24 protein-coding genes are annotated in these 20,389 nt (G+C 69.2%); 7 read left to right on the forward strand and 17 right to left on the reverse strand.

What is annotated here, in order from left to right; all coding sequences use genetic code 11:
* Positions 1–80: 80 nt before the first annotated feature.
* Genes RN607_RS07760 through glgA form a run of 3 tightly spaced genes read right to left on the reverse strand, consistent with a single transcriptional unit; the run spans position 81 to position 2,541 of the window.
* On the reverse strand, positions 81–533 hold the full coding sequence (locus RN607_RS07760; RefSeq protein ID WP_313495958.1) for an RrF2 family transcriptional regulator: 453 nt from the start codon (positions 531–533) through the stop codon (positions 81–83).
* Between the two features lie 9 nt (positions 534–542).
* On the reverse strand, positions 543–1,328 hold the full coding sequence (locus tag RN607_RS07765; protein WP_313541631.1) for an ABC transporter ATP-binding protein: 786 nt from the start codon (positions 1,326–1,328) through the stop codon (positions 543–545).
* 10 nt (positions 1,329–1,338) lie between these two features.
* The gene (glgA, locus tag RN607_RS07770) at positions 1,339–2,541 is read right to left on the reverse strand and encodes a glycogen synthase (RefSeq protein WP_313541634.1); all 1,203 of its coding nucleotides are present in this window, start codon (positions 2,539–2,541) and stop codon (positions 1,339–1,341) included.
* Between the two features lie 73 nt (positions 2,542–2,614).
* Here glgA and RN607_RS07775 point away from each other — a divergent pair, with 73 nt between their 5' ends.
* Positions 2,615–3,856: a glucose-1-phosphate adenylyltransferase gene (locus tag RN607_RS07775; RefSeq protein WP_313495965.1), complete on the forward strand. Its 1,242-nt coding sequence runs from the start codon at positions 2,615–2,617 to the stop codon at positions 3,854–3,856.
* Positions 3,853–4,482, forward strand: coding sequence for a phosphoserine phosphatase SerB (gene serB, locus RN607_RS07780; protein ID WP_313541636.1), 630 nt, complete (start codon positions 3,853–3,855; stop codon positions 4,480–4,482). The genes RN607_RS07775 and serB overlap by 4 nt, the downstream gene beginning before the upstream one ends.
* On the opposite strand, the gene RN607_RS07785 is transcribed toward serB, so the two are convergent.
* The 4 genes from RN607_RS07785 to fabG all read right to left on the reverse strand — a co-directional run bounded on the left by RN607_RS07785 (position 4,469) and on the right by fabG (position 7,007).
* Positions 4,469–4,927: a hypothetical protein gene (locus RN607_RS07785; protein ID WP_313495969.1), complete on the reverse strand. Its 459-nt coding sequence runs from the start codon at positions 4,925–4,927 to the stop codon at positions 4,469–4,471. The two genes, serB and RN607_RS07785, sit on opposite strands and share 14 nt — an antisense overlap.
* Positions 4,917–5,423: a SixA phosphatase family protein gene (locus RN607_RS07790; protein WP_313541638.1), complete on the reverse strand. Its 507-nt coding sequence runs from the start codon at positions 5,421–5,423 to the stop codon at positions 4,917–4,919. Before RN607_RS07790 ends, RN607_RS07785 begins: the two co-directional genes overlap by 11 nt.
* A gap of 4 nt (positions 5,424–5,427) precedes the next feature.
* A complete protein-coding gene (fabI, locus tag RN607_RS07795; RefSeq protein ID WP_313495972.1) occupies positions 5,428–6,195 on the reverse strand; it encodes an enoyl-ACP reductase FabI in 768 nt (255 codons plus the stop codon).
* A 107-nt stretch (positions 6,196–6,302) separates the two neighbouring features.
* Entirely contained in the window at positions 6,303–7,007 is a 705-nt protein-coding gene (gene fabG, locus RN607_RS07800) for a 3-oxoacyl-ACP reductase FabG (RefSeq protein WP_313495974.1), read from the reverse strand.
* Positions 7,008–7,151: 144 nt separating this feature from the next.
* On the opposite strand from fabG, the gene RN607_RS07805 reads away from it, so the two are divergent.
* On the forward strand, positions 7,152–8,027 hold the full coding sequence (locus RN607_RS07805; protein ID WP_313541641.1) for an SURF1 family protein: 876 nt from the start codon (positions 7,152–7,154) through the stop codon (positions 8,025–8,027).
* 3 nt (positions 8,028–8,030) lie between these two features.
* Here the strand turns inward: RN607_RS07805 and RN607_RS07810 are convergent, their stop codons facing one another.
* The gene (locus tag RN607_RS07810; protein ID WP_376784257.1) at positions 8,031–9,605 is read right to left on the reverse strand and encodes an ABC-F family ATP-binding cassette domain-containing protein; all 1,575 of its coding nucleotides are present in this window, start codon (positions 9,603–9,605) and stop codon (positions 8,031–8,033) included.
* Between the two features lie 167 nt (positions 9,606–9,772).
* Here RN607_RS07810 and RN607_RS07815 point away from each other — a divergent pair, with 167 nt between their 5' ends.
* The 4 genes from RN607_RS07815 (at position 9,773) to RN607_RS07830 (ending at position 13,298) form a co-directional block, all read left to right on the forward strand.
* Positions 9,773–10,381 (forward strand): biotin transporter BioY, encoded by a 609-nt coding sequence (locus RN607_RS07815; RefSeq protein ID WP_313541647.1) that lies wholly within the window; start codon positions 9,773–9,775, stop codon positions 10,379–10,381.
* A gap of 9 nt (positions 10,382–10,390) precedes the next feature.
* The gene (locus RN607_RS07820) at positions 10,391–11,098 is read left to right on the forward strand and encodes an energy-coupling factor ABC transporter ATP-binding protein (RefSeq protein ID WP_313495982.1); all 708 of its coding nucleotides are present in this window, start codon (positions 10,391–10,393) and stop codon (positions 11,096–11,098) included.
* Positions 11,095–11,802, forward strand: coding sequence for an energy-coupling factor transporter transmembrane component T family protein (locus RN607_RS07825; RefSeq protein ID WP_313541649.1), 708 nt, complete (start codon positions 11,095–11,097; stop codon positions 11,800–11,802). The genes RN607_RS07820 and RN607_RS07825 overlap by 4 nt, the downstream gene beginning before the upstream one ends.
* A gap of 80 nt (positions 11,803–11,882) precedes the next feature.
* The gene (locus RN607_RS07830; protein ID WP_313541652.1) at positions 11,883–13,298 is read left to right on the forward strand and encodes a basic amino acid/polyamine antiporter; all 1,416 of its coding nucleotides are present in this window, start codon (positions 11,883–11,885) and stop codon (positions 13,296–13,298) included.
* A gap of 18 nt (positions 13,299–13,316) precedes the next feature.
* Here the strand turns inward: RN607_RS07830 and RN607_RS07835 are convergent, their stop codons facing one another.
* The 9 genes from RN607_RS07835 to RN607_RS07875 are packed head-to-tail and all read right to left on the reverse strand — an operon-like array spanning position 13,317 to position 20,357.
* Positions 13,317–13,862: a DUF1697 domain-containing protein gene (locus RN607_RS07835; protein WP_313541655.1), complete on the reverse strand. Its 546-nt coding sequence runs from the start codon at positions 13,860–13,862 to the stop codon at positions 13,317–13,319.
* A 25-nt stretch (positions 13,863–13,887) separates the two neighbouring features.
* Complete coding sequence (locus RN607_RS07840; protein ID WP_313495990.1) at positions 13,888–14,214, reverse strand: metal-sulfur cluster assembly factor; 327 nt, start codon at positions 14,212–14,214, stop codon at positions 13,888–13,890.
* Complete coding sequence (gene sufU / locus RN607_RS07845) at positions 14,207–14,689, reverse strand: Fe-S cluster assembly sulfur transfer protein SufU (protein ID WP_313495991.1); 483 nt, start codon at positions 14,687–14,689, stop codon at positions 14,207–14,209. The genes RN607_RS07840 and sufU overlap by 8 nt, the downstream gene beginning before the upstream one ends.
* On the reverse strand, positions 14,686–15,960 hold the full coding sequence (locus RN607_RS07850; RefSeq protein ID WP_313541657.1) for a SufS family cysteine desulfurase: 1,275 nt from the start codon (positions 15,958–15,960) through the stop codon (positions 14,686–14,688). The genes sufU and RN607_RS07850 overlap by 4 nt, the downstream gene beginning before the upstream one ends.
* 3 nt (positions 15,961–15,963) lie before the next feature.
* Positions 15,964–16,719: a Fe-S cluster assembly ATPase SufC gene (gene sufC / locus RN607_RS07855; RefSeq protein WP_313541660.1), complete on the reverse strand. Its 756-nt coding sequence runs from the start codon at positions 16,717–16,719 to the stop codon at positions 15,964–15,966.
* A gap of 17 nt (positions 16,720–16,736) precedes the next feature.
* Positions 16,737–17,087: a non-heme iron oxygenase ferredoxin subunit gene (locus RN607_RS07860; RefSeq protein ID WP_313495995.1), complete on the reverse strand. Its 351-nt coding sequence runs from the start codon at positions 17,085–17,087 to the stop codon at positions 16,737–16,739.
* The gene (gene sufD / locus RN607_RS07865) at positions 17,084–18,271 is read right to left on the reverse strand and encodes a Fe-S cluster assembly protein SufD (protein WP_313541663.1); all 1,188 of its coding nucleotides are present in this window, start codon (positions 18,269–18,271) and stop codon (positions 17,084–17,086) included. The genes RN607_RS07860 and sufD overlap by 4 nt, the downstream gene beginning before the upstream one ends.
* Entirely contained in the window at positions 18,268–19,704 is a 1,437-nt protein-coding gene (gene sufB, locus RN607_RS07870) for a Fe-S cluster assembly protein SufB (protein WP_313541666.1), read from the reverse strand. The genes sufD and sufB overlap by 4 nt, the downstream gene beginning before the upstream one ends.
* A 2-nt stretch (positions 19,705–19,706) precedes the next feature.
* Positions 19,707–20,357, reverse strand: a complete 651-nt coding sequence (locus RN607_RS07875) for a helix-turn-helix transcriptional regulator (protein ID WP_313541668.1) — start codon at positions 20,355–20,357, stop codon at positions 19,707–19,709.
* Positions 20,358–20,389: the final 32 nt, after the last annotated feature.

A 20,389-nucleotide genomic window follows, 5' to 3' on the forward strand; every position in this document is an offset into this window, starting at 1 on the left:
GGTGCGGTTCAAGGCGCGTCGAGGCCAGATTACCTACTTACCTACTAGGAAACAATACATAGCGCTTTGAAAGGTAATTCTCAGGGGTTCTCCCACGCGGCCTCGTCCGCGACGAGGGCCGCGATCTCAGGCGGCAGGGAGCCCGAGGCGAGGTCCGCGACCGTCACGCTCTCGAGCACGCCGCGCACGCTTGCCCGGAGCGCCACCCACACCGTCAGCAGGTCGTCCGCCGCACCGCCGTAGGAGAGCTGCGAGGGCCTCTCTCCCCGCACGAACACGAGCGGACCATCGACCGCGCGGACGATGTCGGCGAGGGTGATGTCCCGCGGCGACCTGGCCAGTCGGTAACCGCCGCCGAGTCCGCGTTGGGCGACGACGATCCCCTCACGACGCAGCACCGACAGGATGCCCTCGAGGAACTTGCGCGGCATCGCCTGCGCGGAGGCGAGCGCCTCGGTTGTCAACGACGACTCAGCCGCCGCGAGCTCCGCCGCGGCGCGGATCGCATAATCTGCGCGAGCCGAGACCCTCATCGCCGCTGCTCAGCTGGCCCGGCGGGCGGTCCAGCGCCCAGCGAACTCCTGCACCCGTACCGGCATCCCGTAGGTCTGCGACAGGTTGTCCTCGGTGAGCGTGTCACCGAGCGGACCGGAGGCGACCACCTGGCCGTCGCGCAGCAGCAGCGCATGCGTGAAGTCCACGGGGATCTCCTCGACGTGATGCGTGACCATCACCATCGCAGGGGAACGGCGATCGCCGGCGAGCTCGGTCAAGGCGCCGAGCAGCTCCTCGCGCCCGCCGAGGTCCAGCCCGGCGGCAGGCTCGTCGAGCAGCAGCAGCTCGGGGTCCGCCATCAGCGCCCGCGCGATCTGCACGCGCTTGCGCTCGCCCTCCGACAGCGTCCAGAACTGACGATCGCGATACGCCGTCATGCCGAACGCCTCGAGCAGCAGGCCCGCGCGATCCTCGTCGACTCCCTCGTACTCCTCGTGCCAGCGACCGGTCACGCCATGCGCGGCCGTCATCACGACGTCGGACACGCGCTCGCCGGGGGGGATATGGTCGGCGAGCGCAGCGCTCGACAGGCCCACCCGGATGCGCAGATCGGCCACGTCCACCTCGCCGAGGCGTGAGCCGAGCACGGTGACGGTGCCCTCCGTCGGATGCATGCGCGCGGACGCCAGCGTGATGAGGGTCGTCTTGCCCGCGCCGTTGGGGCCGAGGATCACCCAGCGGTCGGCCGAGTCCACGGTCCAGTCGACGCCGCGCAGGATGGTGTTGTCATCGCGGCGCAACGTGACGCCGCTCATCTCGAGCACGGGGGTCATGGAGCCGAGCCTATCCGAGGACGGACTCGTACAGCGCCAGGGTACGGTCGCCGATCGCGCCCCACGAGAAGCTCTCGGCCGCACGCGCGCGACCTGCGGCACCGAACGCCTCGGCACGGTCCATGTCGGACACCATGTCTGTCAATGCCGCCGCCAGGTCGGAGGCGAAGCCCTCGGGGTCCAGGGGTGTGCCGGTGCCGTCCTGCACCTGCTCGATCGGCACCAGGGCGCCCGTCTCACCGGGCACGACGACCTCGGGGATGCCGCCCGTGGCCGTCGCCACGACCGGCAAGCCGACGGCCATCGCCTCCAGGTTGACGATGCCGAGCGGCTCGTACACGCTGGGGCAGACGAACGCGGTGCACGCATCGAGGACCGCGACGAGCTCGGGCCGCGGCAGCATCTGCTCGATCCAGATGACGCCGTCACGCTCCTTCTGGAGCCTCTCGACAGCGCCTGACACCTCTGCGGCGATCTCCTTGGTGTCAGGCGCACCCGCGCACAGCACCACCTGGATCTCCCTGGGCAGCTGCGAGACGGCCTTGAGGAAGTACGGCAGGCCCTTCTGCCGGGTGATGCGGCCCACGAACACGATCGCCGGGCGCGTGCGGTCGATGCCGTACCGCTCCACCACCGCGTCGGCGGCGGCACGCTCCTGCTCGGAGGAGGGCGCGGCCCAGCTGTCGACGTCGATGCCGTTGTGGATCACGTGGACCTTCGCAGGATCGACGTCGGGATAGCACCGCAGGACGTCCTGCCGCATGCCTCCGCTCACGGCGATGATCGCGTCGGCCGCCTCGTAGGCCGTCCGCTCGATCCAGCTCGAGACGCGGTAGCCGCCTCCGAGCTGCTCGGCCTTCCAGGGGCGCAGGGGCTCGAGCGAGTGGGCGGAGAGCAGGTGCGGGATCCCGTGCAGCGTCTTCGCGAGGTGACCGGCCATGTTCGCGTACCAGGTGTGCGAGTGCACCAGATCGGCGCCCTGGCAGTCCTTCGCCATCGGCAGGTTGTGGGCGAGCACGTCCAGCGCTGCGTCGCCTACGCCTCCGCCGAGCGCCGTGTATCCGGTCACGCCCGGCTCGTCCCGGGGGCCGTCGAATGCACGCACGCGCACATCGACCCGTCCCCGCAGGACCGCCGCCAGCTCGTTCACGTGGACGCCTGCACCTCCGTAGACGAAGGGCGGGTACTCGCGGGTGAGGATGTCGGCTCGCATGGCTCCCACGCTATCGCGTCGAAACTGGGCGCGCGCTCTGCAGCGCGCGCCTAGGTGCCGCTACGCTGGCCGTATGTCAGCGCCGAAAGTTCTCGCCATCGTCCTCGCAGGAGGTGAGGGCAAGCGCCTGATGCCCCTCACCGCCGCCCGCGCCAAGCCTGCCGTCCCGTTCGGCGGCACCTACAGGCTCATCGACTTCGCGCTGTCGAACCTCGTCAACTCCCATTACCTCCACGTCGTGGTGCTGACCCAGTACAAGTCTCACTCGCTTGACCGCCACATCGCCAGGACCTGGCGCATGTCTCCGCTGCTGGGCAACTACGTGGTGCCCGTGCCGGCGCAGCAGCGTCGCGGTCCGCATTGGTATCTCGGTTCGGCGGATGCGATCTACCAGACTGTCAACATCATCGAGGACGAGCGGCCTGACATCGTCGTGATCGTGGGCGCGGACCACGTCTACCGCATGGACTTCTCGCAGATGGTCGACGCGCACGTCGCCTCGGGCGCCGAGTTCTCGGTGGCGGGCATCCGCCAGCCCATCGACCTGGCGGACCAGTTCGGCATCATCGACGTGGACAAGGCGCAGCCCGACCGGGTGCGCGCGTTCCTCGAGAAGCCCAAGGAGATCGAGGGCCTCGCGGACGCTCCGGATCAGATCCTCGCCTCCATGGGCAACTACGTGGCCAACGCCGACGCCCTGCTCGAGGCCCTCGTCGCTGACGCCGAGGACCCGGGCTCCAAGCACGACATGGGCGGGGACATCGTCCCCTACTTCGTGAACAAGGGCACGTGCGGCTTCTACGACTTCGTCGACAACGACGTCCCGGGCTCCACCGACCGCGACCGCGACTACTGGCGCGACGTGGGAACGCTCGACTCGTACTTCGACGCCCACATGGACCTCATCGCGGTGCAGCCGATCTTCAACGTCTACAACGACCTGTGGCCGGTGCACCAGGGGCTGATCACGCATCCGCCGGCCAAGTTCATCCACTCCGAGGAGGGCCGCCTAGGCCACGCGGCGGACTCGATCGTGTCGCCGGGGGTCATCGTCTCCGGGGCCACGGTCACCGGTTCCGTGCTCTCCCCTGGCGTGCGCCTGCACTCCTGGTCGACCGTGTCGGACTCGGTGCTGCTGGATGATGTCGTCATCAACCGGCATGCACAGGTGCACCGAGCGATCCTCGACAAGAACGTGGTGATCGAGGAGGGCGCTCGCATCGGCATCGACAGGGAGTCCGACATCGCTCGCGGCTACACCGTCACGGAGTCCGGCATCACCGTCGTCGCGAAGAACACAGTGGTCACCGCATGACGCGATTGTGCGTCATGGATGTCGACTCCACCCTGATCACCGCCGAGGTCATCGAGCTCATCGCGGAACGGGCGGGCACACGGGAGGAGGTGGCTGCGGTCACCGAATCCGCGATGCGTGGAGAGATCGACTTCTCAGAGTCGCTCCGCCAGCGCGTCGCGACGCTCGCGGGCGTGCCTGACACCGTGTTCGCAGACGTCATCGCCGAGGTGGAGTTCACGCCCGGCGTCCCGGAGCTCGTCGATGGTCTTCACGCCGCCGGGTGGGAGGTCGCGCTGGTGTCCGGCGGCTTCGTGGAGGTGGTCGCGGCGCTCGCCGAGAGGCTCGGCATCACCCGCTTCCGCGCCAACTCGCTGGAGGTGGCCGACGGTGTCCTCACCGGACGCACCCAGGGACCGGTGATCGACCGCGCCGCCAAGGAGGCCGCGTTGCGCGAGTTCGCCGCCGAGCTCGGGTGCCCGCTCGAGGACACGGTGGCGATCGGCGACGGCGCGAACGACCTGGCGATGATGAGCGCCTCTGGCCTGGGCATCGCGTGGCATGCGAAGCCGATCGTGCAGGCTCAGGCCGACGTCGCGATCAACGGAGCGCGCCTCGACGAGGCGCTGCCGATCATCCTCGGCTGAGAGCGTCCCGCAGCTCCGCCAGCTGCTGGGCCCAGCGTCCCCGCATCTCTGCCGGCACCGCATCGCCGCCCAGGCGCAACGCCTTGTCGAGCGTCTCGACGACCATGGCGGTCGCGTCCTGGGTCACGGGCGGCCGCGATCCGATACCTGCACCGTGCTCGTCCACGCTGCAGGACGCGGCCCACATTCCCGTCGCCTCGTCCCAGAGGAGCTCGCGGTGCATGCGGTACTGCATGTCCGCGGGCGCGAAGTCTCCCGTGAGCGCCATCACCGGCAACGCCACGGCAAGAGTCGCGACATCGACGCTCGCAGCCTCATCGTCGGCCGGCCCGGCTGCCAGGATGACCCCCGAATCCGCACGGGGACCCCACCGCAGGAGCCACCACCGCAACGACTCGAGCTCGGCGACGGCGCCGACGGCTGCGGGGGACGCCTCAGACGTCACGGCCGGAGACCACGGCGAGCAGACGCGCGGTGCGCGGCCCGAGCTCCGCCCACTCGCAGTCGAACTCCAGGACCGCGGCGGTGGCTGTGGGCAACCCGTGCGCGACCCGCTGCAGCGCCGTCTTGTCAGACCCTGGACCGGCGAGGAACGCGGCGGCGGCGGAGGAGGTGGGCTCGTGTCCGACCACGACCACCGTGCCGTCGACGTCGACCGTCGCGAGCTCGCGCAGGAGCCCCGGCACGTGCGTCTCGTAGATCGCGTCGACCACCCGCGACTCGCACGCAGGCAGCGCGGTGGCCATGAGCTTCCACGTCTGCCGTGTGCGGCTCGCAGGTGAGACAAGCGCGAGATCAGGCACCAGCCCCGCCTCGGTGAGAGCCTCACCCAGATGCATGGAGGCCTTGCGGCCGATCACCGCGAGCGCGCGGTCCATGTCGCTCAGACCAGGCGCGGGCGCCTCCGCCTTCGCGTGACGAGCCAGGATGAGGGTAGGCACCTGGCTACTGTCCCATGGCGTGCACGCCGCCGTCCACGTGGACCATCTCACCGGTGGTGGCAGGGAACCAGTCGGACAGCAGCGCCGTGACGGCCTTGGCGGCAGGCTCGGGGTCGCTCGAGTCCCACCCGAGCGGCGCGCGATCGCTCCAGATCGACTCCATCTGGTCGAAGCCGGGGATGTGCTTGGCCGCAGTCGTCTTGATAGGGCCGGCGGACACGACGTTGCAGCGGATCCCCTTCACACCGAGATCGCGGGCGACGTAGCGGGACACCGCCTCGAACGCGGCCTTCGCCACACCCATCCAGTCGTAGACCGGCCAGGCGTAACGCCCGTCGAACGTGAGGCCGACGATGGATCCGCCCTCGGTCAGGAGCGGTGCGGTCGCGGCGGCAAGCGCCTTGAGCGAGTACGCCGAGATGTGCACCGCCGTCGAGACGTCAGGCCATTCGCCGCTCATGAAGTTGCCGCCCATCACGGACTGCGGCGCGAACCCGATCGAGTGCACCACGCCGTCCAGGTGCGGCACGTGCTCGCGCACACGGTCCGCGAGCGCCGCCACGTGCTCCTCGTTCGTGACGTCGAGCTCCACGACCTGCGCCTCGACGGGGAGCCTGCGACCCATCGCCTGCGTGATCTTGAGCGACCGTCCCACGCCGGACAGGACGACCGTCGCGCCCTGCTCCTGGCACAGTCTGGCGACATGGAAGGCGATCGAGCCCTCCGTCAGCACTCCGGTGACCAGGATGTTCTTTCCTTCAAGCATGCCCATGTCGTTTCCTCCCTGTCGTGGAAGCCTAGTGCCGCGCATCGCGGCGGGTGCCGTCGCTGCGCCACGCGAGGCGGTGGTCGCATCGGCCGTGGGCCGGGATCCGTCGGTCAGTGTCCCATGCCAAGACCGCCATCGACCGGAAGCACCGCTCCGGAGACGTAGCCCGCCTCGTCGGAGGCCAGGAACACCGCAGCGGCGGCGACGTCCTGCGTGATGCCGAAGCGCCTGGCCGGGATCGTCGCCTCGTACTGCTTCTTGGTGTCCGCCGGGAGCTCGTCGGTCATGTCGGTGGTGATGAAACCCGGAGCGATGACGTTCGCGGTGATGCCCCGGGAGCCGACCTCCCGGGTGATCGACCGTGCCATGCCCACCAGCGCGGCCTTCGACGACGAGTAGTTGACCTGGCCGGGGTTGCCCATGAGGCCCACCACCGAGCCGACGAGCACGATCCGCCCGAAGCGCTCCCGCATCATGGAGTTCACGGCACGGCGCACGCATCGGAAGGTGCCGGTGAGGTTGACGTCGAGCACGGACGTGAAGTCCTCGTCGCTCATCCGCATCAGGAGGCCGTCGCGCGTGATGCCGGCGTTGGCCACGAGCACGCGCACGCGCCCGTGCTTCGCCTCGAGCTCGTCGAACGCGGCGTTGACGGCATCGGTGTCCGTCACATCCGCGATCGCGCCGGTCACGCCGTCAGGAAGGTCGCCGCCCCGATAGATCGTGCTGACGGTGTCGCCGTTCGCGACGAACGCCTCCGCCAGAGCGCGGCCGATGCCGCGGTTCGCTCCTGTCACCACCACATGTCGTGTCATGGCCTCCACGGTAGTGGAGCCTCGCGGGTGGGGACGATGTGGAGGTCACTGCGCGTCGGGCGTGCGAGATTGTGGCTCTCGCCCACCCCTCGCCTGGCTGCGATGCGGTACGGCACGCACCGGCGCCAGGAATAGCATCAGGGGGTGAGCTCCCCCGACTCCCCTGGCACGCGTGCACTGCGCGTGATCCGAGAGATCGGGTGGCCACGTCTGCTTGTGACGGTGCTGGTGGTGCTCGTGCTGTCGACGCTGTGCGTCATCGCGGGTCGGTGGCAGTACGGCAGGTACGTGACGAAGGCCGACGCGCTGGCTGCCTACCACGCGGCCCAGGCGCTCCCCCCCGCACAGGTGGAGGACGTCGCACCGCCCGCCGACACCGCGCGCGATGCCGCCGCGGCGCTGCCCGACGGCGCGGAGTGGCGGACGGTGGGCGTGACCGGCACGATCGACCCCGGCAGCCTCACCGCGCTGCGGAACCGTCCGGTGGACTCGGCGGCGGCGCTGCAGTACCTGGCGTGGATGCATCTGGACGACGGCGCCGTCGTGCTCGTCAACCTGGGCTGGAGCACGGTCGAGGACGAGCAGGCGACGACGGCCGCGCTCACGGCGACGATCCCGTCAGGCGAGGTGACCCTCACGGGCACCATGCGCGCCTTCGAGCGGGACGACGGCAAGCGCGGCGGCGGCGCGACCCGCATCACTCCTGCCCAGATGCCGGACCCGGGGTCGCGGCACGTGGTCCCCGGCTACGTGGTCGCCGCCGACCGGTGCGCGCTCCTGTGCGGCACCGATAGCCCCCTGGCAGCCGTGCCCCTGCCCACGCTCGATCTGGGGCCCCACCTCAGCTACGCCTGGCAGTGGTGGGCGTTCTCGCTCATGGTGCCTGTGGGCGCATGGATCCTCACGCGCCGCGACCTCGAGATGAAGCGCGCCGCGGAGGGCGTGGTCACCCCCGCGCCCGCGCCGAGGCCACGCCGACGGCGCGCGCCCACGGACGAGGAGATCGAGGACGCGCTCTGACGCTCAGGCGAGCGAGATGAGGTCGCGGTAGCTCTCGTTGTAGAGGTCCTCGACCGCGTCGGGCAGGAGCAGGACCCGATCGGGCTCCAGAGCCTCCACCGCGCCCTCGTCGTGCGTGACCAGGATGACGGCACCCTCGTATGTGCGCAGGGCGTTGAGTATCTCCGCACGCGACGCAGGGTCGAGGTTGTTCGTCGGCTCGTCGAGCAGAAGCACGTTCGCCTGGCTCACGACCAGCGTGGCGAGCGCCAGGCGGGTCTTCTCGCCTCCCGAGAGCACGCGCGCCGGCTTGTCGGCATCGTCGCCCGTGAACAGGAAGGAACCGAGCACCTTGCGCACCTCGGTCTCGCCCAGATCGGGCGCGGCATGCGCCATGTTCTGACCGACGGTCGCGTCCAGGTCGAGCGTGTCGTGCTCCTGCGCGTAGTAGCCGAGCTTCAGCCCGTGCCCGGGCTGGATCTCGCCCGTGTCGGGGTCCTCCACACCGGACAGGAGCCTCAGCAGCGTCGTCTTGCCCGCACCGTTGAGGCCGAGGATGACGACTCGGGAGCCACGGTCGATCGCCAGATCCACGTCGGTGAACACCTCGAGCGAGCCGTACGACTTGCTGAGCCCCTCCGCTCGCAGCGGCGTCTTGCCGCACGCAGCGGGCGTGGGGAACCTCAGCGAGGCGACCTTGTCCTGCTGGCGCACCCCCTCGGTGTCCGCGAGCAGCCGCTCGGCGCGCTTCGCCATGTTCTGGGCCGCGACGGCCTTCGTGGCCTTGGCGCGCATCTTGTCGGCCTGCGCCATCAGCGCGGATGCCTTCTTCTCCGCGTTGTCGCGCTCGCGGCGGCGACGACGCTCATCGGCCTCGCGCTGCCGCAGGTACAGGTCCCACTTCATCGCGTACTGGTCCATCACCCCACGGTTCGCGTCGAGATGGAACACCTTCGTCACGGTCTGGCGCAGCAGCTCGACGTCGTGGGAGATGACGATGAGGCCGCCCTGGAAGCCTGACAGGAAGTTCCGCAGCCACTGGATCGAGTCGGCGTCGAGGTGGTTGGTGGGTTCGTCGAGCAGCAGCGTGTCGGCCCCGGAGAAGAGGATGCGCGACAGCTCGACGCGGCGACGCTGACCTCCGGAGAGCGTGCCGACGGGCTGCCCCAGGATGCGCGAGTCGAGACCCAGGTTCGCTGCGATCTGGGACGCCTCTGCCTCGGCGGCGTAGCCACCCGCGGCGCGGAACCTCTCCTCGAGGCGCGGGTATGCGTCCATCGCCTTGTCACGCACCTTGTCGTCCTCGCTCGCCATCGCCTCCTCGGCGTCACGGAGCTTGCGCATGAGGCCCGCGAGATCGCGGACGGACAGGATGCGGTCCATCGCGAGCTGATCGAGGTCGCCGGTGCGCGGGTCCTGCGGCAGGTAGCCGAGCGAGCCCTTCTGGATCGCCTTGCCGGAAGTCGGCTGGCCCTCGCCTGCGAGGATCTTGGTGAGCGTCGTCTTGCCTGCGCCGTTGCGACCCACCAGGCCGACCCGGTCGCCGGGCCCCACCTGGAACGACGTGGGTTGCAGCAGCACCCGGGCGCCGATGCGCATCTCGAGCTCCTGGGCGACGATCACAGGCTTCAGGCTCCTTCTTTAGCGGTTGAGGACCACAGCGTTTGTACGAATCCTCCAAGGATTCGGTCGACGTACGTCTTTCACGGCGCAGTTCGTTGTAGCAACGCTATCGTGGCCGCCAACCATTATCCCCGGGAGTTCAGATGGCGCTGCACAAGCACTTCACCGGGCCCAACGTGGCCCTCGTCTCAGTCTTCGCCGCGTTGATCGCCGCGTCGACGCTTGTCCCCTCCTTCGAGCTGGCGGTCGGAGTGCCGCTGTCGCTCCAGACGTTCGCGGTGATCCTCGCAGGTGCCTGCCTCGGTCCATGGCGCGGCAGTGCCGCCGTCCTGCTGTACCTGACGGTCGGCACCGCAGGCGCGCCGATCTTCGCCGGGCACGTCGGCGGGCTCGGAGTCTGGGCGGGCACCACCGGAGGGTTCCTCGCGGGCTTCGTCGCCGGCGCCTTCGCGACCGGATGGATCGCACGCGCGGCGCGCAGGCGCGGAAGGCTCTCCCTGCCGACGCTCCTGCTCGCCTGCGCCGTCGGCTCGCTCATCGTCATCAACCTCATCGGCTGGGGCTGGGTGGGCGTCCGGTTCGACGTCGCGCCGCGGGATCTCCTGATCGCGATGGCACCGTTCTTCCCCGGCGACGTGATCAAGGTCGTCGCCTCCGCATTCGTCGCGTGGGCCGTCCACCGCTCCTACCCGGGTCTGCTTCCTGCCACCAGGCGGCGGGACGCGGCGCGGGTCGATGCCGCAACCGCCTAGTCTGTTCGCATGATCGTTTTCGAGGACGCGACAGTCGTCGCGCCGGACTCGGGCGTCACCATCCTTGAGCCGACCACCCTGACGCTGCGTGAGCGCCACATCTCCGTCATCGGAGCCAACGGCTCGGGGAAGTCCACGCTGGCACGGCTCATCAACGGCCTGGTGATGCCCACCGAGGGCACTGTCACCGTCGAGGGCAAGAGCACCCACAAGCACGGGCGTGAGGTCCGGCGCATGGTGGGCTTCCTGTTCACGGACCCGTCGGCGCAGCTCATCATGCCCACCGCGGCCGAGGACGTGATGCTGTCGCTGCGGCGCACCGTGAAGGGCCGTGACGCGCGGATGCGCGCTGCGCTCGAGGCACTCGACGCGCTCGGGCTCGCCGATCGCGCCGACGTCGCCGTCAGCGCCCTCTCAGGTGGGCAGCGCCAGCTGCTCGCGCTCGCAGGCGTGCTCGCGGTGGCGCCCAGCATCATCGTCGCCGACGAGCCGACCACCCTGCTCGACCTGAAGTGGCGTGGACACGTCGGTGCCCTGCTGAGATCGCTCCCCGTGCAGCTGATCGAGGTCACGCACGACCTCGACAGCGCCATGCGTGCCGAGCGGACGCTCGTGATCGATTCCGGTCGGGTCGCCTTCGACGGCGCACCCGGCGATGCCGTCCAGTTCTATCGCGACCTCATCTTCGGCCGCCCCGAGCAGGCACAGCGCGCATGAACCCGACGCTCGGGAACTACCGCCCGCTGCGCACCCCCCTGCACCTCGCTCCCGCGTGGTTCAAGGTGCTGCTGCTCGCCGCGGTCTCCGTGCTCATGGTCCTGGTGCAGGACGTGGCCACCGGCCTGGCGTTCGCGGCAGCCTCGCTGGCCCTCTACCTGTCCACGATGCCGCCGTGGAAGGTCGCTCTGAAGGCCATCCTCTGGACCACGCTTTTCGCCGCGATGGCGGCCGGGTACCAGCTGTGGCGCGGCGAGTTGCGGCTGGGCCTCGACATCGCGACCGACCTGTTCACGGTCGTGTTCCTCGCGCTCGCGGTCTCCAGCTCGACGCCGATGTCCGAGATGCTGGACCTCATCTCCGGATTGCTGCGTCCCCTCAGGCGATTCGTCCCGCACGAGACCATAGGCCTGATGTTCTCCCTGCTCATCCGCCTGATCCCCGAGATGATTCAGATTCTGGGCCAGTCGCGCCAAGCGGCGATGGCGCGCGGCGCCGAACGCTCCCCGCGTGCGATCCTGGTGCCCGCCGCAACGCGCACGGTCGGCTTCGCCGTGGACCTCGGCCAGGCGCTCCACGCCCGGGGCATCGCCGACGAGGCGACCGAGGACCACTCAGACGAGCTCACCGAGGAGATCCCGCAATCGCGGCGCGCGAGGCGTGCAGTGTCGTCCCGCAGGGCGCGTCAGCGCCGCGCGGGCTAACGTTCTCCACCAGGGGTCAGGCGCTCGCGGGCCGGCGCCGCTACCGTAGTCCCCTTCATCCACTCAGGGGGTTCCACGCGATGACGATCGCCCAGGATCGACCACGCACCATGCCGATGCCCGTGCTGGCCTCCATGGTGGTCGGCTCGATGGTCGGAGCGGGCGTCTTCTCGTTGCCGTCGTCGTTCGCCGCGTCCGCGGGCGTGGTCGGTGCCGCCCTCGCCTGGGGCGTCGCCGGCGGCGGGATGCTCATGCTTGCCTTCGTCTTCCAGAGGCTCGCCGTGCGCCGCCCCGACCTGGACTCGGGCATCGTCGCCTATGCCCGCGCCGGCTTCGGAAGCTACGTCGGCTTCTTCTCCGCGTTCGGGTACTGGGCGTCGGCATGCATCGCCAACGTCACCTACTGGGTGCTGCTCTCGTCCACGCTCGGTGCACTCATCCCCGCGTTCGGAGAGGGCGACACCCTCTGGGCGCTTGCGTTCGGCACGATCGGCCTGTGGACCTTCCACCTCGTCATCGCCCGAGGAGTGTCGCAGGCGGCTCTTCTCAATGCGATCACCACTGTCGCCAAGATTGTGCCGCTGGTGCTCTTCGTCGTGATCGTCGCGGCTGGCGGCTTCTCCTGGGACGTCTTCGTCGCGAATCTCCGCGGTGACACCGCGGTGCTCGGGCCGATCGCAGCACAGGTGCGGGCGACGATGCTCGTCACCGTGTTCGTGTTCCTCGGGGTCGAGGGGGCGAGCGTCTACTCGCGCTACGCGCGTCGCCGAGCGGACGTCGGCCGAGCCACGGTGCTGGGATTCCTGACGGTGCTCGCGCTCTTCGTCGTCGTGACGATGCTCGGGTACGGAGTCATGCCGCGAGACGAGCTCGCTGGGCTCAGGCAGCCGTCCGTGGCGGGCGTGCTCCAGGCGGTGGTCGGTCCGTGGGGCGGCTGGTTCATCGGCATCGGTCTCGCCGTGTCCGTGCTCGGTGCCTACCTCGCGTGGTCGCTCCTCGCCTCAGAGGTGCTGTTCGAGGCGGCGAGGCAGGACGACGCTCCTCGGCTCCTGAGCCGTGTCAACGCGAAGGGTGTGCCGATCGCGGCGCTCACTGCGACGTCGGTGGCGACGCAGGCCTTCCTGTTCGTCACCCACTTCTCGGCGAGCGCCTTCGACTTCTCGCTCGCGCTCACCAGCACGCTCGCGCTGCTTCCCTATCTGCTCACCGCAGGATTCGGGCTCAAGGAGGCGCTCGGCCCCCGCCGCTGGTCAGGTGCGGTCGCGATCGCCGCGGTCGCCGTGGTGTACACCGCATACCTGGTGTACGCGGCCGGCATGAAGTACCTGCTGCTCGCGCTGCTCGTGTACGCACCCGCGTCGATCCTGTACGTGTGGGCCAGGCGGGAGCGCGGGATGCAGGTCTTCTCCACGTGGGAGATCGGACTGTGCGCCGTGAGCGTCGCCGGCGCGGCCGCCGCGGCCGTGGCGCTCGCCACCCGCACGATCACCCTCTGAGGATGGCGTCGGGGTCGCTCACGCGTCGAGCATCGACGCCACTGTGGTCGTGGTCCGCCAGTTGCGGATCGTCATGTGCTTGTACAGCGGGGTGCTCATCACGCGGGACAGCCGGGATCTCGTGCGCTGTGCGCTGAGCCGCTGGAAGTACACGACCGCGTCGCCCTGCCAGAGGGTGTCGACGCCGTCCCTCACGGAGAAGGCCGCGACCGCGTCGGCCATGTCGATGCCGGGACGAAGGAACGCGACATCGCAGTGGTACACGCCAGGGTCGCTGCCGAAGCCCTCGGGGGCCTCTGACACCGCACGGCGCATCATGCGGGCCGAGACGGTGACCGCGACGGTCTCGACGCCGAAGCGGTCCAGAAGGACACGCTCCGCCAGCGAGCTCACCGACGACGACGGCATGCCGCCCGCGTCCACGAGGACGTTGCCGGACTGGATGTACGTCCGAACCTGACTGAGCCCCGCCGCCTGGAGCGACGCGCGGAGCTCGGCCATGGGCACCTTGTTGCTGCCGCCGACGTTGATGCCGCGGATCAGGACGACATGGGTCGCGCTCACGCGCTGCTCATCGCCCCGAGGCGGGTCAGACGTTGAACCCGAGCGCGCGCAGCTGCTCGCGACCGTCGTCGGTGATCTTGTCCGGACCCCACGGCGGCATCCACACCCAGTTGATGCGGAAGCCATCGACGAGGCCGGCCAGCACCTGCGACGCCTGGTCCTCAATGACGTCGGTCAGCGGGCAGGCCGCGGACGTGAGCGTCATGTCGATGACCGCATGACGGTTCTCGTCGAGCTGGACGCCGTAGACCAGGCCTAGGTCGACGACGTTGATGCCGAGCTCGGGGTCGATGACGTCGCGCAACGCCTCCTCGACGTCCGCGGCGTTGGACGGTGCGGTGGTCTCAGCCATGCGTCTCTCCTTCCGCGCCCTCGGCTGCCTGCGCATGCGCGATCGCATCGCGCAGCGCCATCCAGCCCAGCAGGGCGCATTTGATACGGGCAGGATACTTGCCGACGCCCACGAAGGCGCCGGCGTCCCCAAGCATGTCGTCCCGGTCGTCGCCGAGGTCCTCGCCGCGGTTGCCCATAAGCGCGCGGAAAGCCTCGTACACCTCGTCGGTCTCCTCGAGGCTGTGGCCCTCGACGAGCTCGGTGAGGACCGAGACGGACGCCTGCGAGATGGAGCACCCCTGGCCTTCCCAGTGCACCGACGAGACCCTGCCGCCGTCGAGTCCGACGCGCAGCGTCACCTCGTCGCCGCAGGTCGTGTTGACCTGGTGGGACTCCCCCACGGCCGGCAGGTCGAGGTCCACGAGCCCAGCCCCGTGACGGGCACGCGCGTGGTCCATGATGACCTGCTGGTACATCTGCTCAAGGCTGCTCATGCATGCACTCCGAAGAAGTCTCGGACCGAGGCGAGCGCGTCGAGGAACCGCAGCGCGTCCTGCTCGGTCGTGTACACGTGGGCGCTCGCGCGGGTCGATCCCGTGACGGAGAAGCGCCGGTGAAGGGGCTGGGCGCAGTGGTGGCCCACCCGCACCGCGATCCCTTGGTCGTCGAGCACCTGGCCGACGTCATGCGCGTGGACGCCGTCGACGACGACCGCGGCAAGACCGAGCACGTCGTCGGCGTCCGGATCGCCCACAGGACCGAGCAGCCGCACGCCGGGAATCGCGTCGGCGCCCTCGCGGATGATCTGCGCGATCCGTCGCTCGTGTGCCGCGACGTCCTTCATGCCGAGACCCATGAGGTACTCCGCCGCGGCGCCCATGCCGACCGCCTGCGTCACAGGCTGCGTGCCCGCCTCGAAGCGCGTCGGAGCCTCGTGCCAGGTGGTCTCCTCAAGCGTGACGATCTGGATCGCTCCGCCTCCGAAGACCGACGGCGGGAGCACGTCCAGCAGCTCCTTGCGTCCCCAGAGAGCTCCGATGCCGGTCGGCCCGAGCATCTTGTGACCGGAGAACGCCGCGAAGTCGACCCCGAGCGCCTGCACGTCGACCGGGATGTGCGGCACCGACTGGCAGGCGTCCAGCACCGTGAGCGCGCCGACCTCGCGAGCCCGCGCGACGACCGGCGGGACGTTCGTGATCACGCCGGTGACGTTGCTCGCGTGCGTGAACGCGACCACCTTCGTCGTCCCGTCGACGACGGTGGCGAGCTGTTCGAGTCGCAGACGACCGTCGTCGTCCAGCTCGATCCACCGGAGCGTCGCGCCGGTGCGAGCGGCTAGCTGCTGCCACGGGATCAGGTTCGCGTGGTGCTCCGCCTGGGTGACGACGATCGAGTCGCCGGGACCGATGCGGAAGCGTGCCGACTCGGCACCGCCCTGACCGGCCGACGCGTTGCCGATGCCGTTCGCTACGAGGTTGATCGCGGCGGTCGCGTTCTCGGTCCAGACGATCTCATCGGGGCGGTACGCATTCACGAGTCGAGCGACCGAGGCACGAGCACCTTCGAACGCCTCGGTGGCCTCCTCCGCCAACAGGTGGGCGCCTCGAGCGACGGCGCCATTGTGAAGACGGTCGAACTCGTCCATGGCATGCAGCACCGTGTGCGGGCGTTGCGCGGTCGCACCGGAGTCGAGGTATGCGAGCGGCTTCCCGTTCCTGACCGTGCGGGCCAGGAGCGGGAAGTCGTCACGCAGGTCGGGAAGCATGGGTTACGCGTCCACCAGGAAGCGGTCGTAGCCCTCGTTCTCGAGGCGCTCGGCGAGCTCAGGCCCGCCCTCTTCTGCGACGCGGCCGTTGACGAACACGTGCACGTAGTCAGGCTTGATGTAGTTGAGGATGCGCGTGTAGTGCGTGATCAGCATGACGCCCAGGCCCGTGTTGTCCTTGATGCGGTTCACGCCCTCGGAGACGATGCGCAGCGCGTCGACGTCCAGGCCGGAGTCGGTCTCGTCGAGGATCGCGATCTTCGGCTCGAGGAGCTCCATCTGGAGGATCTCGTGGCGCTTCTTCTCACCGCCGGAGAAGCCCTCGTTGACATTGCGCTCCGCGAAGGCCGGGTCCATGCGGAGGTTGTCCATCGACACCTTCACGTCCTTCACCCACTGGCGCAGCTTGGGGGCCTCGCCCGACACTGCCGTCTTGGCGGTGCGCAGGAAGTTGGACACGGACACGCCAGGAACCTCGACCGGGTACTGCATAGCCAGGAAGAGGCCGGCCTTGGCACGCTGGTCGACGGTCATCGCCAGCACGTCCTCGCCGTCCAGCGTGACGCTGCCCTCCGTGATGGTGTACTTCGGGTGGCCGGCGATCGAGTACGCGAGCGTCGACTTGCCGGAGCCGTTCGGGCCCATGATCGCGTGCGTCTCTCCGGACCTGATGGTCAGGTCGACGCCCTTGAGGATCTGCTTGGTGCCGTCGGGGGTCTCCACGGAGGCGTGGAGGTTCTTGATCTCTAGAGTGCTCATTCGGGGTTCTCCTTGTGTCAGGAAGCCTGGGGGGTCTTGGGGTTGTCGATGTCGACGAGCACCAGCTCGCCGTCGACTCGGACGGGGTACGCCTTCACGGGCGACAGGGCGGGAAGCTCCGTCGCGGCGCCGGTGCGGAAGTCGAAGCGACCGCCGTGCGCCCAGCATTCGATCTCGCAGCCCTCGACGTCGCCCTCGGAGAGGGAGACCTGACCGTGGGTGCAGGTGTCGTCGATCGCGTAGAACTCGCCGTCCTCGGCGCGGACGATGGCGAACGGCTGCTCGGAGCCGTCCGCGAGCGTCAGCTCGGCCAGCAGCGCCGTCCCGGGCTTGACGTCGGTGACGTTGCAGGCGACCTGCTCGCTCACTCGTCCTCCTCGATGTGCTCCAGTTCCAGCTCGATCTCGCGCATGAGGCCCTCCTCGACCTCGGGCACGCCGATCTCGCGGACCAGGTCGGCGAAGAAGCCGCGCACGACGAGCTTGCGGGCCTCGTCCTCGGAGATTCCGCGTGACCGCAGGTAGAACATCTGCTCGTCGTCGAAGCGGCCGGTCGCGGACGCGTGGCCCGCACCCTCGATCTCGCCGGTCTCGATCTCCAGGTTCGGGACGGAGTCCGCGCGTGCCCCGTCGGTGAGGACGAGGTTCCTGTTGAGCTCGTAGGTGTCCGTGCCCTCGGCCTCGGCACGGATCAGCACGTCGCCGATCCACACGGTGCGCGCCGACTTGCCGGCGAGCGCGCCCTTGTAGGTGACGCGGGACGTGCAACGGGGCACGGCGTGGTCGACGAAGAGCTGGTGCTCCTGGTGCTGACCCGAGTCGGCGAAGTACAGGCCGAACAGGTCGATGGAGGCGCCTTCGCCTGCGAACGCGGCGGAGGTGTTGAGACGCACCGCGCGTCCGCCCAGGGTGACGACGGAGCCGCGCAGGCGCGCGTCGCGCCCCAGACGGGCGACGACCTCTCCGGCGTGGACGGCCTCGTCGTCCCACTGCTGCAGCAGGACGAGGTTGAGGCCGGCGTTGTCGCCCAGGTCAACGGAGACGAACTCCGAGTAGGTCGCGTCGCCCTTGCGCGTGAGGACGACGGTCGCCTCGGCGCCCGGTCCCACCTCGATGAGGACGTGGCCACGGACGTCGTCTCCGGCGCCCGTCATGGTGATCGCGATCGGCTCGTCGACGATCGTGTTGGCGTCGAAGCGCAGCACCTTCGCGCCGCCGGAGCGGGCGACGGCCACCGCCGAGGCCCTGTCACCGGGGGCACGCACGGAGCGTGCCTGCGCGTCCTCGGTGGCCATGTCGAACAGGTCGACCCCTGCGGGTAGCGGCGGGACGTCCCACGCCAGGTGGCCGTCGCCGCCTGTGAGCGACAGGACCGGCGCGAGGTCCTTGAGCGCGGAGAACCGCCACTGCTCCTCACGGCCGTTCGGCACCCCGAAGACCTCAGGGTCGAAGGACGTGGGGCGGTCGGCCCGCGAGGCGTCGGGAACGGTGGAGCCGATGCCGTGGCTGTGCGCGGCGTCGGCGGTTGCTCGGGTGTGATCGGTGACGGTCAACCGACGGATCCTTCCATCTGGAGCTCGATGAGGCGGTTCAGCTCGAGGGCGTACTCCATGGGGAGCTCGCGCGCGATGGGCTCCACGAACCCGCGCACGATCATCGCCATGGCCTCCGTCTCCTCCATGCCTCGGGACATCAGGTAGAACAGCTGGTCCTCGCTCACGCGGGACACGGTGGCCTCGTGCCCCATGTGCACGTCGTCCTCACGGACGTCGACGTACGGGTACGTGTCGGAGCGCGAGATCTGATCCACGAGCAGCGCGTCGCACAGCACGTTGGACTTGGAGTTCTTCGCGCCCTCGAGCACCTGCACAAGGCCGCGGTACGAGGTGCGGCCTCCGCCTCGTGCGACGGACTTCGAGATGATCGACGACGACGTGTTCGGGGCGGCGTGCACCATCTTGGCGCCCGCGTCCTGGTGCTGACCCTCGCCGGCGAAGGCGATGGACAGCGTCTCGCCCTTGGCGTGCTCGCCGAGCATGTAGATCGCCGGGTACTTCATGGTGACCTTCGAGCCGATGTTGCCGTCGACCCACTCCATGGTGGCGCCCTCGGCGGCGGTCGCGCGCTTGGTCACGAGGTTGTACACGTTGTTCGACCAGTTCTGGATGGTCGTGTAGCGCACGCGAGCGTTCTTCTTCACGATGATCTCGACGACCGCGGAGTGCAGCGAGTCGGACGAGTAGATGGGCGCCGTGCAGCCCTCGACGTAATGCACGTAGGAGCCCTCGTCGGCGATGATCAGCGTGCGCTCGAACTGGCCCATGTTCTCCGTGTTGATGCGGAAGTAGGCCTGGAGCGGGATCTCGACGTGGACGCCCGGCGGGACGTACACGAAGGATCCGCCGGACCACACGGCGGTGTTGAGCGCGGCGAACTTGTTGTCTCCCGACGGGATGACGGTGCCGAAGTACTGCTCGAACAGCTCCGGGTGCTCCTTGAGCGCAGTGTCGGTGTCGAGGAAGATGACCCCCTGCTCCTCCAGGTCCTCGCGGATCTGGTGGTAGACCACCTCGGACTCGTACTGCGCGGCGACGCCGGCCACGAGGCGCTGCTTCTCCGCCTCCGGGATGCCGAGCTTGTCGTAGGTCGCCCTGATGTCCTCAGGAAGCTCTTCCCAGCTGGTCGCCTGCTTCTCGGTGGAGCGCACGAAGTACTTGATGTTGTCGAAGTCGATGCCGGTGAGGTCGGAGCCCCAGCTGGGCATGGGCTTCTTGCCGAACAGCTTGAGCGCCTTCAGGCGCGTGTTCAGCATCCACTCGGGCTCGTTCTTCAGCGCCGAGATCTCGCGCACGACGTTCTCATTGAGACCGCGCTTAGCGATCGCGCCGGCGGCGTCCGAGTCGTGCCAGCCGTACTCGTAGCCCCCGATGGACGCGATGATCTCGTCGTCGGTCTGCGCCGGGGCATTATCTGTAGGGGTGCTCATGGTCAACCTTCCTTGGTGGCCGCCGGGGCGACGGGGATGGTGGTGGTGCACACGTGGGCCCCACCCGCGAGGGTGGACAGCCGTTGCACGTGGACGTCGAGAAGACGCGAGATGGCGCGAGTCTCCGCCTCGCACCACTCGGGGGCCTCGGTCGCGATCTCCTGCACAGGGCAGTGGCCCTGGCACAGCTGGAGGGTGTAGCCGCCGGGACCCGGACGAACTGAGGTCGCATAACCCCTCACGCCGAGCGCTGCTGCGACGGCTTCGACGCGTTGGGGCATCGGGGCGCCTGCGGGAACGGTGGGCGCGATCGCTGACTCGAGCTCGGATGCCTTGGACTCGACGAACGCCTCGAGGTCACCGTGATCGCGCATGAAGCGGACCGCGTCGACCGCGACGGCGGACGAGTCCGAGGCGAGCGACTCCTGGCCGTGGTTGGTGGCGACGAACGACCTGGCGGGGCGCCCGCGTCCGCGCACGTTCGGGCCCGGCTGCTCGTGATCGACGATCAGCCTGTCGCCGATCAGGGTCGACAGGTGCCGCCGCACGCCCGCAGCCGTCAGGCTGAGCTCGGACGCGAGCGAGGCGGCGGTGATCGGTCCTGCCGTGACGATGAGGCTGAGCACACGGTCGCGTGTGGTGTCAGCATGCATGCGTGGCCCCTTCTCACCGTGGAGAAGCCTGC

The sequence above is a fragment of the Demequina capsici genome, assembly GCF_032102965.1.
Lineage (GTDB): Bacteria > Actinomycetota > Actinomycetes > Actinomycetales > Demequinaceae > Demequina > Demequina capsici.

What these genes read in the sequence shown, in the direction of transcription:
- RN607_RS07810 (WP_376784257.1), bottom strand. Translation starts at nt 9,605, where the DNA reads ATGCGCATCGGCGCCCGGGTGCTGCTGCAACCCACGTCGTTCCAGGTG.
- sufC (WP_313541660.1), bottom strand. Translation starts at nt 16,719, where the DNA reads ATGAGCACTCTAGAGATCAAGAACCTCCACGCCTCCGTGGAGACCCCC.
- RN607_RS07875 (WP_313541668.1), bottom strand. Translation starts at nt 20,357, where the DNA reads ATGCATGCTGACACCACACGCGACCGTGTGCTCAGCCTCATCGTCACG.
- fabG (WP_313495974.1), bottom strand. Translation starts at nt 7,007, where the DNA reads ATGACACGACATGTGGTGGTGACAGGAGCGAACCGCGGCATCGGCCGC.
- RN607_RS07775 (WP_313495965.1), top strand. Translation starts at nt 2,615, where the DNA reads ATGTCAGCGCCGAAAGTTCTCGCCATCGTCCTCGCAGGAGGTGAGGGC.
- RN607_RS07820 (WP_313495982.1), top strand. Translation starts at nt 10,391, where the DNA reads ATGATCGTTTTCGAGGACGCGACAGTCGTCGCGCCGGACTCGGGCGTC.
- RN607_RS07760 (WP_313495958.1), bottom strand. Translation starts at nt 533, where the DNA reads ATGAGGGTCTCGGCTCGCGCAGATTATGCGATCCGCGCCGCGGCGGAG.
- RN607_RS07815 (WP_313541647.1), top strand. Translation starts at nt 9,773, where the DNA reads ATGGCGCTGCACAAGCACTTCACCGGGCCCAACGTGGCCCTCGTCTCA.
- RN607_RS07830 (WP_313541652.1), top strand. Translation starts at nt 11,883, where the DNA reads ATGACGATCGCCCAGGATCGACCACGCACCATGCCGATGCCCGTGCTG.
- serB (WP_313541636.1), top strand. Translation starts at nt 3,853, where the DNA reads ATGACGCGATTGTGCGTCATGGATGTCGACTCCACCCTGATCACCGCC.
- RN607_RS07765 (WP_313541631.1), bottom strand. Translation starts at nt 1,328, where the DNA reads ATGACCCCCGTGCTCGAGATGAGCGGCGTCACGTTGCGCCGCGATGAC.
- sufU (WP_313495991.1), bottom strand. Translation starts at nt 14,689, where the DNA reads ATGAGCAGCCTTGAGCAGATGTACCAGCAGGTCATCATGGACCACGCG.
- RN607_RS07825 (WP_313541649.1), top strand. Translation starts at nt 11,095, where the DNA reads ATGAACCCGACGCTCGGGAACTACCGCCCGCTGCGCACCCCCCTGCAC.
- fabI (WP_313495972.1), bottom strand. Translation starts at nt 6,195, where the DNA reads ATGGGCATGCTTGAAGGAAAGAACATCCTGGTCACCGGAGTGCTGACG.
- sufB (WP_313541666.1), bottom strand. Translation starts at nt 19,704, where the DNA reads ATGAGCACCCCTACAGATAATGCCCCGGCGCAGACCGACGACGAGATC.
- RN607_RS07850 (WP_313541657.1), bottom strand. Translation starts at nt 15,960, where the DNA reads ATGCTTCCCGACCTGCGTGACGACTTCCCGCTCCTGGCCCGCACGGTC.
- RN607_RS07840 (WP_313495990.1), bottom strand. Translation starts at nt 14,214, where the DNA reads ATGGCTGAGACCACCGCACCGTCCAACGCCGCGGACGTCGAGGAGGCG.
- glgA (WP_313541634.1), bottom strand. Translation starts at nt 2,541, where the DNA reads ATGCGAGCCGACATCCTCACCCGCGAGTACCCGCCCTTCGTCTACGGA.